This window comes from Nonomuraea sp. NPDC004702 (assembly GCF_053601695.1).
This window is the reverse complement of record NZ_JBSGCE010000142.1, coordinates 1-11,187: the sequence shown is the minus strand read 5'-3', so window position 1 is coordinate 11,187 and position 11,187 is coordinate 1. Positions and strand designations below refer to the sequence as shown.

The following is an 11,187-nucleotide window of genomic DNA, read 5'->3' as shown; positions in this document are numbered from 1 at the left end:
GGCACTTCGGAGGACCTTATGATCACCCTTGTCCACAGCCTCGTCACCTACGGCATCCCCGAACTGAACACCGGCCCCGAAGGGAGGAACCCCCATGAGACGGGCCCTGCTGACCGGCCTGCTGCCACTCCTGCTCGCCACCCCGGCCGCCGCGATGCCACTCTCCGGAGAGACCGGTGCAGAGGTGGTCGAGGTGGCCACGGCGGCCCAGCTCGCCGGCGCGCTGGCCGCTGCGGTCCCCGGGCAGACCATCAGGCTCGCGCCCGGCGAGTACCACGGCGCCTTCGTCGCCCGGCGCCCCGGCACGTCCGCCGCCCCGATCACGCTGACCGGACCGGCGGAGGCCGTCCTGGTCAACGACGGTCCCTCCGGCGCCGCGCCGTCCTGCCCCGCGCCCGGCGGCGGCTGGGACTCCGGCTACGGGCTGTGGCTGTACGAGGCGCCGTACTGGCGGCTCACCGGGTTCACCGTCAAGGACTCCAAGAAGGGCGTCGTCCTGGACGCCTCCCCGCACGTGGTCATCGACGGCGTGTACGTGCACCACGTCGAGGACGAGGGCGTGCACTTCCGGCGCAGCTCGTCCGACGGCGTGCTGCGCGGCTCCCGCATCACCCACACCGGCCTCGTCCAGCCCGGTTACGGCGAGGGCGTCTACCTCGGCTCGGCCGGCTCCAACTGGGGCTGCCACGGCAACACCGGCGGCGCGGACCGCTCGGACCGCGTCCAGGTCACCGGGAACACCATCGGCCCCTACGTCGCCGCCGAGCACATCGACGTCAAGGAGGGCACCAGCGGCGGCCTGATCAGCGGCAACACCTTCGACGGCACCGGCGTCAGCGGCCAGAACTCCGCCGACTCCTGGGTGGACGTCAAGGGCTCCGGCTACACCATCGAGAACAACACCGGCACGTTCGCCCCGCCCGGCACCTTCGCCAACGGCTACGAGACGCACAATCCGGCCACGACGCCGTCCTTCCTCAACGGTTGCGGCAACGTCTGGCGCGGCAACCGGTCCGATCTCGGCGGCATAGGCGGGTACGCCATCAAGATCACCTCGACGTCGAAGTGCGCGGCCGATCCCAACGTCGTGCACTCCTCCAACACCGTCACCGGCGCCACCCGCGGGCTGACGAACGTCCCGGTGACCCCGGGCTGACGGCCCGCTCGGGACCAGCCGCCCGGCCTCCGGGCGGCCCCCTCGCCGTGCCGCGCGCCGCCCAGATGAACCCCGCCCAACAGGGTTAAGAAACCTTCCTAACTTCATTGACAGCCCTCAGCGCCCTACGCCACGATCCCGGTAAGCGGCTCGGCGCGGCTTCCTTCCCCAGGATGTGACGCGCTCAGCGAATGACCTCCTGCCCCGGCCGCCCACCGGACCGTGCTCCGATCTCTCACCCCCAGGAGAATCGCCATGTCCAGAGTCCGCCTGGCCGTCATGGCCGTGATCGGCCTGCTGGCCGGCCTGCTCGTGGCCGCCAACGCCTCGGCCGGCACCGCCGAGACGCTGCTGTCACAGGGCAAACCCGCCACCTCATCCTCCAAGGAAGCCACCTCCTACGCCGCCGCCAAGGCCTTCGACGGCGACCTCGCCGCCACCCGGTGGGCCTCGGCCGAAGGCCACGACCCCGAATGGCTGCGCGTCGACCTCGGCGCCGCCCAGCAGATCAGCCGGGTCAAGCTGACCTGGGAGGACGCCTACGCCACGTCGTACAAGATCCAGACCTCCCCGGACGGGAGCGCCTGGACCGACGTCTACTCCACCACCAGCGGCGACGGCGGCGTGGACGACCTCACCGTGACCGGCACCGGCCGCTACGTCCGCATGTACGGGACCGCGCGCGGCACCGACTACGGCTACTCCCTGTGGGAGATGCAGGTCTACGGCGGCGGCACCCAGCCCACCGACCCGCCGGGCGACACGTTCGTCGTGGCCGCCGCCGGTGACATCGCCGAGCAGTGCACCGCGAGCTCCTCCTCCTGCGTGCACCCGAAGACGGCCGCCCTGGTCGAGTCGATGAACCCCGAGTTCGTCATCACCATGGGCGACAACCAGTACGACGACGCCCTGCTGTCGGACTTCCGCAACTACTACGACAAGACGTGGGGCAGGTTCAAGGCCAAGACCCACCCCGTCCCCGGCAACCACGAGACCTACGACCCGGCCGGATCGGAAGCCGGGTACAAGTCGTACTTCGGCGCGATCGCCTTCCCGCAGGGCAAGAGCTACTACAGCTACGACCGGGGCAACTGGCACTTCGTCGCGCTCGACTCCAACCACTTCGACCAGTCCGCCCAGCTCACCTGGCTCAAGAGCGACCTCGCCGCCACCACCAAGCCGTGCGTGGCCGCGTACTGGCACCACCCGCTGTTCAGCTCCGGCGAGCACGGCAACGACCCCGTCTCCAAGCCCGTGTGGCAGGCCCTGTACGCGGCCGGCGCCGAGTTCGTGCTCAACGGGCACGACCACCACTACGAGCGGTTCGGGCCGCAGAACCCCAGCGCCCAGGCCGACACCGCGAAGGGCATCGTCGAGGTGCTCGGCGGGATGGGCGGCGCGTCGCCGTACCAGATCGAGAACGTGCAGCCGAACAGCCAGAAGCGGCTGAGCGGCACGTTCGGCGTGCTGAAGCTGACCTTCACCGGCAGCACGTTCGGCTGGCAGCTGATCGGGACCGACGGCTCGGTCAAGGACAGCAGCCCGACCTACTCCTGCCACTAGATGTACATCTCGCTTCTCGGCACCCGGCTGACCAGGGCGGTGCCCGCCAACGTGGTGGCGCTCGGCCTGGTCAGCCTGGTCACGGACGTCTCCTCGGAGATGGTCACCGCGGTGCTGCCGCTGTACCTGGTGGGCACGCTCGGGCTCAGCCTGGTGCAGTTCGGCCTGCTGGACGGCCTGTACTTCGGCGTCACCGCGCTGGTCAGGCTGGCCGGCGGGCACGCCGCCGACCGGTGGAGCCGCCGCAAGCTGGTCGCCGGGCTCGGGTACGGGCTCTCGGCCGTCTGCAAGCTGGGCCTGCTCGCGGCCGGCGGGTCGGCCGCCGCGCTCGGCCTGGTGCTGGCCGCCGACCGCACCGGCAAGGGGCTGCGCACCGCGCCCCGGGACGCCCTCATCACCCTGAGCGCCCCGCCCGACCGGCTGGGCGGCGCGTTCGGGGTGCACCGGGCGATGGACACCGTGGGCGCCTTCCTCGGGCCGCTGGCCGCCTTCGCGGTGCTGACGGCGACGGCCGGCGCCTACGACGCGGTGTTCGTGACGAGCTTCTGCGTGGCCGCGCTGGCCGTGCTGCTGCTGGTCCTGTACGTACGCGACCGGCGCGGCCCGCTGACCGTCCGCGTCCGGCTGCGGGCGGCGGTGACGCGGGAACCCGGGTTCCGCCGGGCGTGCCTGGTGGCGGTCGCGCTCGGCCTGGTCACGGTCAGCGACTCGTTCGTCTACCTCGTGCTGCAGCGGCGGCTGGCGATCGCGCCGGAGCTGTTCCCGCTGCTGCCGCTCGGCACGGCGGGCGCGTACCTGCTGCTCGCCGTGCCGCTCGGCCGGCTGGCGGACCGGTTCGGGCGCGCGGCGGTGTTCGTCACCGGGCACGTGGCGCTGCTCGCGGTCTACCTGGTGCTGATCGGCCCGGCCTGGCTGCTGCCCGCGCTGCTGCTGCACGGCCTGTTCTACGCCGCCACCGACGGGGTGCTGATGGCCCTGACCGGGCCGATGCTGCCCGAGAGCGCGCGCACCGGCGGGCTGGCGCTGCTCCAGACCGGGCAGGCCACGGCCCGGATGCTGTCGTCCATCCTGTTCGGCCTGCTGTGGGCGGGGACGGGGGAGGGGCCGGCGCTGGCGGTGATGGCCGCGGGGCTGGTGACGGCGTCCGCGATCGCGTGGCGGGCGCTGCGATCACAAGGAGGTCGTCCATGAGACGGGTGCTCGTGCTCCTGGCCGCGGTGGTCCTGCTGGCGGGCGGCGCGACCGCGTACGCCACCTGGGCGGCGTCCTCGCGGCAGGCCGGGCCCGCCGTCGCGGGCTTCGACACCGGCGAGCCGGGCCGGGTGCTGGTGCGCAGCGGCGGACGCGTCGCCTCCGTGCCGCTCGCCGACCCGGGCGCGCCGCCGCGGGTCAGCTCCCGGGCCTGCGACCGCTTCTACACGGCGAACGGCACCACCCTCTGCCTGGTCACCCGGCCCGGCCCGCTGCCGAAGACCGAGGCGCTCGTCCTGGACCGGTCGCTCAAGGAGACCCGCCGGATCAACCTGGCCGGCGTCCCGAGCCGGGCCCGCGTGTCGGCCAGCGGCCGGATGGCCTCCTGGACGGTGTTCGTCACCGGCGACTCCTACAGCACCGGCGGCTTCTCCACCTGGACCGGCATCCTCGACACCCGGACCGGCTACCTCGTCACCAACATGGAGGACATCCCGCTCTACCTCGACGGCCGCCGCTACCACTCGGCCGACGTCAACTACTGGGGGGTCACGTTCGCCGCCGACGACAACCGCTTCTACGCGACCGTCTCGACCAAGGGCAGGACATACCTGGTGGAGGGCGATTTCGGGGCCTGGCGGGCGCGCGCGCTCAGGGAGAACGCCGAGTGCCCGTCCCTGTCGCCGGACGGGACCCGGCTGGTGTTCAAGAAACGCGTCTCGCCGGGCCCGTGGCGGCTGCACCTGCTGGACCTGGCCACGATGCGGGAGACCCCGCTGGGGGAGCGGGCCAGCATCGACGACCAGGCCGCCTGGCTGGACGACCGCACCGTCATGTACGCCAAGGACGGCGACGTGTGGGCGGCCGACGTCGGCGGCGGCCCGCCCCGACGGCTGATCCCCGGCGCGAGCTCCCCGGCCGCCGTCCGCTGACACGCGGTCACGGGGCCCCCAGGGTCCGGGGGCCGGGCGGTCAGGGGAGCCGGATGAGGCGTCTCTCGACCGCCGCCGTGACCGCGGCCGTGCGCGTGTCCACGCCGAGCTTGTCGTAGATGTGCACCAGGTGGGTCTTGACCGTCGCCTCGGTGATGTAGAGCCGCCGGGCGATCTCCCGGTTGCTCGCCCCGCTGGCCAGCAGCTCCAGCAGCTCGACCTCGCGGGCGCTCAGCGCCGGGCCCGGCTCGCGCATGCGCCGCATCATCCGGGTCGCCACCTTGGCCGACAACACGCTCTCGCCCCTGGCCGCGGCCCGGATGCCCTGGAACAGCTCCTCCGGCGGGCACGCCTTGAGCAGGTAGCCGATGGCCCCCGCGTCGACGGCCCGCATGATGTCGGCGTCGCTCTCGTACGTCGTCAGCACCAGCACCTGCGGCGGCGCGGGCAGCTCGCGGACCCGCCGGGTGACCTCCACGCCGTCGACGCCCTCGCCGAGCTGCAGGTCCATGAGGACGACGTCGGGGGAGCAGGCGGCGATGCCGCGCAACGCCTCGGCGCCGTCGGCCGCCTCGCCGACGATCTCCATGTCGGGCTCGCCGCCGAGCAGCGCCACCAGCCCCGCCCGGACCACCGGATGGTCGTCGACCAGGAACAACCTCATGCCCCACCGCCGTCCAGGGCCCGCGGCGGCCACGCGGCGGGCACCCGGGCCGCGACCGCCGTGCCCTCGCCGGGCGCGCTCTCGACGACCAGGACGCCGTGCACCTCCGCCAGCCGGTCGCGCATCGCCCGCAACCCGTAGCCGCGGCCGGGAGCGGGGGCCGGTTCGGCGAAGCCGACGCCGTCGTCGAACACGTCGAGCGTCACCTCGCCGTCGAGGTAGGACAGCGTCACCGTGACCGTCACCCTGGCCGCCGGGTCCGCCGCCGGGGCGGCGTGGTCGCGGACGTTGGCCAGCGCCGCCTGCGCCACCCGCAGCAGCGCCGCCTGCACCTCCGGCGCCAGCGGGTACTCCTCGCCCGCCAGCCGGAAGCGCACCCGCGGCCCGGTCTCGCCGGCGTCCGCGCAGAGCCGGGCGAGGGCCTCGGGCAGCGTGACGTCCACCAGGCCGGGCGGCTGGAGGTCGCGGACGAACCGCCGCGCCTCGGCCAGGTTGTCGGCGGCGGCCGCGGCGGCTCGCCGTACGTGGGCACGGGCCTGGGCCGGGTCGGTGGCCCACATGCGGTCGGCGGCCTGGAGCAGGATGCCCATGCTGGTCAGGCCCTGGGCGAGGGTGTCGTGGATCTCCCTGGCCAGCCGCTCGCGCTCCTCCAGGACGCCGGTGCGGTGGCGGGAGTCGGCCAGCGTGCCGCGGGTGCTGATCAGGTCGTCGATGAGCAGCTGCCGGGCGGCGCTCTCGCGCTGCAGCTCCCCGAAGATCACCGCCGTCATGGCCGCGATGCCGACCGGCGCGAGGATCAGGCTGACGTCGAGCTCGCGGGCGATCTCCAGCTGGGCCACGATCACCACCAGGGTCAGCGCCGCGGCGGCCACCGCGAAGCCGTGCGCGTTGAGCAGCCGCAGGCACAGGAAGAGCAGGGGGACCGCGCACCAGCTGAACGACGGCGCCAGCACCACCAGCGCCAGCCACACCGCCGCCACCCCGCCCAGCCAGACCAGCCGCCCCTGCCGGCCCAGCCGGTGCCACCAGACGATCCCGGCCGCGTACGCCAGCGCGAGCAGGCCGCAGACGGCCAGCGACGTCACCGTCTGGGCGCTCATGCCGTGGCGGGACACCAGCCGCAGGGCCGAGGCGGCGAGCAGCAGGTAGAAGCCGACGTGCATGGCCCAGTTGAGCCAGGTGCGCTCCCTCATGGCCCTCCCCGTCGCCGCGCCCTTCGACACTATCCCCTGCCCGAGAATGGCCCCCACCAGGACGGCGGCGCATCAACCGATCGGTTGACCCGGCCCTCGACCGCTCGGCGCGCGGGGATCGCCCGTGCTCCCGATGGCCCGCGGCGGCCCGCCCGGAAACCTAGAGGTGTCCGACTTCGTCCTGACGAACTGGAGAAACCATGAACATCCGTACTCGCCTGGTCGCCGGCTCGCTGTCGGGGCTGGCCGTGCTGGCCGGCGCCGTCGCCGCCACCTCGCCCGCCCAGGCCGCCGACGCCGCGCACAGCGCCCGGGTCGCCCGGGTCGCCGCGGCCGAGCCCGTCGTGCAGACCGGCACGCTCTCCGCCGACGCCGCGCTGAAGATCGCCGACGCCGCCCTGAAGGAGGCCGGCAAGCAGAAGCAGCGCGTCACCGTCGTGATCGTCGACCGGTCCGGCGCGACCCGCCTGGTGCTCAAGGGCGACGGCGCGGGCCCGCAGACCGAGGAGTCGGCCCGGCGCAAGGCCTTCACCGCGGTCTCCTTCGGCCGGACGACGTCCGAGCTGGGCAAGGGCATCAACGGCGGCGGGCCGTCCATCGCCGACATCCCGGGCACCCTCTTCCTCGGCGGCGGCGTGCCGGTCGCCTCGGGCGGCGCCCCCGTCGCGGGCATCGGCGTCGGCGGCGCCCCCAGCGGCGACATCGACGAGTCCATCGCCCAGGCGGGCCTCAAGGCGGTCGCCGGGCAGCTGCGCTGACCGGCTGGACCGGCCCCCGGCGCGCCGCCGGGGGCGGGCGGACGGAAGGATGAGGGGATGAACCGCCGAGCCATCCTGACCTGGGGACTCGGTCTGATGCTCGCGGCCTGCGGCGGGCGCGAGATGAAGGGAGCGGGAATGGCCGACGAGGAACTGCTGGCGGGAGCCGCGCGCGGGGACGCCGCCGCCGTCCGGGACGCGCTCGGCGCCGGGGCCGACGTCGAGGCCCGCGACGGGCAACGCCGTACGGCCCTGCTGCTCGCGGCGGCGGCCGACCACGTCGAGGTGGCCAAGGTGCTCGTCGCGGCGGGCGCCGACCCCGACGCCCAGGACGCCAGGAAGGACACCCCCTGGCTGGTCACCGGCGTCACCGGGAGCGTGGCGATGCTCAAGGCGCTGCTGCCCGCCGGGCCCGACCTGACCAGGCGCAACCGGTACGGAGGCGTCTCCCTCATCCCCGCCTGCGAGCGCGGGCACGTCGAGTACGTGCGCGAGGTGCTGAAGACCGGCATCGACGTCGACCACGTCAACGACCTGGGCTGGACGGGCCTGCTGGAGGCGGTCATCCTGGGCGACGGCGGCGAGCGCCACCAGGAGGTCGTGCGGCTGCTCATCGCCGCGGGGGCCGACGTCGACCTGGCAGACCGCGACGGCGTCACGCCGCTGGCCCACGCCGTCTCCAAGGGCCAGAGAGAAGTGGCCGCCCTGCTCCGCGCAGCCGGAGCCCACTGACCGGGCGGGGCCCGGCCTCGGCGGGCGCGCAGGAGGCAGGCGCGCAGGAGGCAGGCGCGCAGGAGGCAGGCGTCCGGAGCGCGGCAGACGCCTGCTAAGGTGTGAAATGCTTGTGATCCTCAGCTAGGAGACCAGACATGGCAGGTGACGACGACATCTCCGGGTGATACCGGAGGTTGATCGGCCCCGGCGTGAGCGCGTGAGCGCCGCCGGTGTGGCCGCGTTCGTCGTTTCCCGAATCCCTGTCCTTTCACCGGGCGGCTTCGGCATGCCCGCGTTCTCCGTCGAGGTCTTCTTCACATGTCCGACGCGTTCATCGTCTGCTCCAACCTGTCCTTCTCCTGGCCTGACGACACCCCCGTCTTCAGCGACCTGTCCTTCAGCGTGCCCGGCGGCCGCACCGGCCTGGTCGCCCCCAACGGCGCCGGCAAGAGCACGCTGCTCAAGCTGATCGCCGGGGAGCACCGGCCGCGCTCGGGCGGCGTGTCCGTCAACGGCGTGCTCGGCTACCTGCCGCAGAGCCTGCCGCTGGCCGGCGACCTGACCGTGGCCGAGGTCCTGGGCATCGCCCCGGTGATCGCCGCGCTCAACGCCATCGAGGCGGGCGACACCGCCGAGGAGCACTTCACCACCATCGGCAACGACTGGGACATCGAGGAGCGCACCCGTGCCCAGCTCGACCGGCTCGGGCTCGGCCACCTCGACTTCGCCCGCACCCTGCGCACGCTGAGCGGCGGGCAGATCGTCTCGCTGGGCCTGGCCGCGCAGCTGCTCCGGCGTCCCGACGTGCTGCTGCTCGACGAGCCCACGAACAACCTCGACCTCGACGCCCGTCACCGGCTGCACGCCGTGCTCGGCGACTGGAAGGGCTGCCTGCTCGTGGTCAGCCACGACCGCGCCCTGCTCGACCGCATGGACCGCATCGCCGAGCTCGACCGGGGCGAGGTGCGCTTCTACGGCGGCGACTTCACCGCCTACGAGGAGGCCGTACGCACCGAGCAGGAGGCCGCCGAGCGCAACGTGCGCACGGCCGAGCAGGAGCTCAAGCGCGAGAAGCGGGAGATGCAGCAGGCCCGCGAGCGCGCCGAGCGCAGGGCCGGCAACGCCGCCCGCAACCTCAAGAACGCCGGCCTGCCGCGCATCTTCGCCGGGAACATGAAGCGCGGCGCCCAGGAGTCGGCCGGCCGGGCGGGCCAGACGCACGCCGCCCGCGTCAGCGACGCCAAGGCCCGGCTCGACGAGGCGGGCCGGGCCCTGCGCGACGACCAGCGCATCTCCCTGCAACTGCCGGGCACCAACGTGCCCGCCGGGCGCACGGTCTTCCAGGGCGAGCACCTCATGGCCCGCGGCCTGTTCGCCGAGCCCGGCATCGACCTGGTCGTGCGCGGGCCCGAGCGCATCGCGCTGACCGGCCCCAACGGCGCCGGCAAGTCCACGCTGCTGCGCCTGATCACCGGCGACCTGGAGCCCGACGGCGGCACCGCCAGGCGGGCCGACGGCCGGGTGGCCTACCTGTCGCAGCGGCTCGACCTGCTTGACGACGACCTCACCGTCGCCGAGAGCCTGGCCGCCTTCGCCCCCGCGATGCCGGCCGCCGAGCGGATGAACCTGCTGGCCCGCTTCCTGTTCCGGGGAGCGCGGGCCCATCTGCGGGTAGGTGTGCTGTCGGGCGGCGAACGGCTGCGCGCCACGCTGGCCTGCGTGTTGTGCGCGGAGCCGGCGCCCCAGCTGCTGCTGCTGGACGAGCCGACCAACAACCTCGACCTGGTCAGCGTGGGCCAGCTGGAGAGTGCGCTCGGCGCGTACGAGGGGGCGTTCGTGGTGGTCAGCCACGACGAGCGGTTCCTGGCGGAGATCCGGGTGGACCGCAGGCTGGAGCTGTCCGGCGGGCGGCTGCTGGAGGGCGGCGGGCCGGAGCTGGGGTGACGTCCCCCGTAGGGGGCTATTTCCGGACATATTACTAAACTTGGATGGTTCGTTCTCTTGTGTCATTCAGGTTTGTATAGGTAGGTTTGGCGGCTATGACCGCATCGAAGGCTCCGACGACCGCCGAGGAGCTGCGCGGCGCCGGGCTGCGGGTGACCGCCGCCCGGGTCGCGCTGCTCGAGACCGTCCGCGAGGGTGACCACCTCGGGGTCGAGGCGATCGCCTCCGGGGTGCGCGAGCGCGTGGGTCATATCTCGTTGCAGGCCGTGTACGACGCCCTCCACGCGCTGGCCGCCGCGGGGCTCGTCCGCCGCCTCGACCCCCCGGGCAGCTCGGCCCTGTACGAGGGCCGCGTCGGGGACAACCACCACCATCTCGTGTGCCGGTCCTGCGGCGCCGTGGCCGACGTCGACTGCGCCGTCGGCCACGCCCCCTGCCTGACCGCCTCCGACGACCGCGGCTTCGCCATCGACGAGGCCGAGGTCATCTATTGGGGCCTGTGCCCCGCCTGCTCCACCGGCAGCAGTTCCTGAGCACCCAGATTCCGCCTCGTCCGGAAGGATTCCCATGTCTGAGAACCATGATGCGATCGTCACAGACGCCAAGTCGGAGGACTCGGGCGGCTGTCCGGTCGCGCACGAGCGCGCCCCGCACCCGACCCAGGGCGGCGGCAACCGCCAGTGGTGGCCGGAGCGGCTCAACGTCAAGATCCTGGCCAAGAACCCGGCCGTGGCCAACCCGTTCGGCGAGGACTTCGACTACGCCGCGGAGTTCAAGACCCTCGACCTCGCGGCCGTCAAGCGGGACATCGCCGAGGTGCTGACGACCTCGCAGGACTGGTGGCCGGCCGACTTCGGCCACTACGGCCCGTTCATGATCCGGATGGCCTGGCACAGCGCGGGCACGTACCGCATCAGCGACGGACGCGGCGGCGCCGGGTCCGGGCAGCAGCGCTTCGCGCCGCTCAACAGCTGGCCCGACAACGGCAACCTGGACAAGGCCCGCCGCCTGCTGTGCGCCCCATTCGGGGAAACCCTCGTCGAGCGGCAGCGTCTGCGCCTCCACCGCCCAC

10 protein-coding genes and 1 pseudogene are annotated in these 11,187 nt (G+C 73.3%); 9 read left to right on the top strand and 2 right to left on the bottom strand.

Annotated elements, in window-relative coordinates; genetic code table 11:
- Positions 1 to 94 precede the first annotated feature (94 nt).
- The 4 genes from ACWEJ6_RS53345 to ACWEJ6_RS53330 all read left to right on the top strand — a co-directional run bounded on the left by ACWEJ6_RS53345 (position 95) and on the right by ACWEJ6_RS53330 (position 4,842).
- Positions 95 to 1,156, top strand: a complete 1,062-nt coding sequence (locus tag ACWEJ6_RS53345; RefSeq protein WP_452433370.1) for a right-handed parallel beta-helix repeat-containing protein — start codon at positions 95 to 97, stop codon at positions 1,154 to 1,156.
- 255 nt (positions 1,157 to 1,411) lie between these two features.
- Positions 1,412 to 2,719, top strand: coding sequence for a discoidin domain-containing protein (locus ACWEJ6_RS53340; protein WP_387682411.1), 1,308 nt, complete (start codon positions 1,412 to 1,414; stop codon positions 2,717 to 2,719).
- On the top strand, positions 2,720 to 3,910 hold the full coding sequence (locus ACWEJ6_RS53335) for an MFS transporter (protein ID WP_452433368.1): 1,191 nt from the start codon (positions 2,720 to 2,722) through the stop codon (positions 3,908 to 3,910). It abuts the gene before it with no gap.
- Complete coding sequence (locus ACWEJ6_RS53330) at positions 3,907 to 4,842, top strand: TolB family protein (protein WP_452433366.1); 936 nt, start codon at positions 3,907 to 3,909, stop codon at positions 4,840 to 4,842. The genes ACWEJ6_RS53335 and ACWEJ6_RS53330 overlap by 4 nt, the downstream gene beginning before the upstream one ends.
- Positions 4,843 to 4,882: 40 nt before the next feature.
- Here ACWEJ6_RS53330 and ACWEJ6_RS53325 read toward each other — a convergent pair whose 3' ends face one another.
- Both ACWEJ6_RS53325 and ACWEJ6_RS53320 read right to left on the bottom strand, forming a co-directional pair.
- On the bottom strand, positions 4,883 to 5,506 hold the full coding sequence (locus tag ACWEJ6_RS53325) for a response regulator (protein ID WP_387682403.1): 624 nt from the start codon (positions 5,504 to 5,506) through the stop codon (positions 4,883 to 4,885).
- Positions 5,503 to 6,699, bottom strand: coding sequence for a sensor histidine kinase (locus ACWEJ6_RS53320; RefSeq protein ID WP_452433364.1), 1,197 nt, complete (start codon positions 6,697 to 6,699; stop codon positions 5,503 to 5,505). Before ACWEJ6_RS53320 ends, ACWEJ6_RS53325 begins: the two co-directional genes overlap by 4 nt.
- Before the next feature lie 200 nt (positions 6,700 to 6,899).
- Here ACWEJ6_RS53320 and ACWEJ6_RS53315 point away from each other — a divergent pair, with 200 nt between their 5' ends.
- The 5 genes and pseudogenes from ACWEJ6_RS53315 to ACWEJ6_RS53295 form a co-directional block, all read left to right on the top strand.
- Positions 6,900 to 7,457 carry a GlcG/HbpS family heme-binding protein gene (locus ACWEJ6_RS53315; protein ID WP_452433362.1) on the top strand — a complete coding sequence of 186 codons (558 nt, stop codon included), beginning with the start codon at positions 6,900 to 6,902 and terminating at the stop codon, positions 7,455 to 7,457.
- 57 nt (positions 7,458 to 7,514) lie between these two features.
- Positions 7,515 to 8,189, top strand: coding sequence for an ankyrin repeat domain-containing protein (locus tag ACWEJ6_RS53310; protein WP_452433360.1), 675 nt, complete (start codon positions 7,515 to 7,517; stop codon positions 8,187 to 8,189).
- Between the two features lie 300 nt (positions 8,190 to 8,489).
- The gene (locus ACWEJ6_RS53305; protein WP_452433358.1) at positions 8,490 to 10,115 is read left to right on the top strand and encodes an ABC-F family ATP-binding cassette domain-containing protein; all 1,626 of its coding nucleotides are present in this window, start codon (positions 8,490 to 8,492) and stop codon (positions 10,113 to 10,115) included.
- 95 nt (positions 10,116 to 10,210) lie between these two features.
- On the top strand, positions 10,211 to 10,648 hold the full coding sequence (locus tag ACWEJ6_RS53300) for a Fur family transcriptional regulator (RefSeq protein WP_352327424.1): 438 nt from the start codon (positions 10,211 to 10,213) through the stop codon (positions 10,646 to 10,648).
- A 34-nt stretch (positions 10,649 to 10,682) separates the two neighbouring features.
- Positions 10,683 to 11,187, top strand: a pseudogene (locus ACWEJ6_RS53295) (hypothetical protein); the annotation flags it as partial.

Excerpts from the sequence above, each read along its gene's own strand:
- ACWEJ6_RS53345 (WP_452433370.1), top strand. The coding sequence starts at position 95 with ATGAGACGGGCCCTGCTGACCGGCCTGCTGCCACTCCTGCTCGCCACC.
- ACWEJ6_RS53340 (WP_387682411.1), top strand. The coding sequence starts at position 1,412 with ATGTCCAGAGTCCGCCTGGCCGTCATGGCCGTGATCGGCCTGCTGGCC.
- ACWEJ6_RS53335 (WP_452433368.1), top strand. The coding sequence starts at position 2,720 with ATGTACATCTCGCTTCTCGGCACCCGGCTGACCAGGGCGGTGCCCGCC.
- ACWEJ6_RS53330 (WP_452433366.1), top strand. The coding sequence starts at position 3,907 with ATGAGACGGGTGCTCGTGCTCCTGGCCGCGGTGGTCCTGCTGGCGGGC.
- ACWEJ6_RS53325 (WP_387682403.1), bottom strand. The coding sequence starts at position 5,506 with ATGAGGTTGTTCCTGGTCGACGACCATCCGGTGGTCCGGGCGGGGCTG.
- ACWEJ6_RS53320 (WP_452433364.1), bottom strand. The coding sequence starts at position 6,699 with ATGAGGGAGCGCACCTGGCTCAACTGGGCCATGCACGTCGGCTTCTAC.
- ACWEJ6_RS53315 (WP_452433362.1), top strand. The coding sequence starts at position 6,900 with ATGAACATCCGTACTCGCCTGGTCGCCGGCTCGCTGTCGGGGCTGGCC.
- ACWEJ6_RS53310 (WP_452433360.1), top strand. The coding sequence starts at position 7,515 with ATGAACCGCCGAGCCATCCTGACCTGGGGACTCGGTCTGATGCTCGCG.
- ACWEJ6_RS53305 (WP_452433358.1), top strand. The coding sequence starts at position 8,490 with ATGTCCGACGCGTTCATCGTCTGCTCCAACCTGTCCTTCTCCTGGCCT.
- ACWEJ6_RS53300 (WP_352327424.1), top strand. The coding sequence starts at position 10,211 with ATGACCGCATCGAAGGCTCCGACGACCGCCGAGGAGCTGCGCGGCGCC.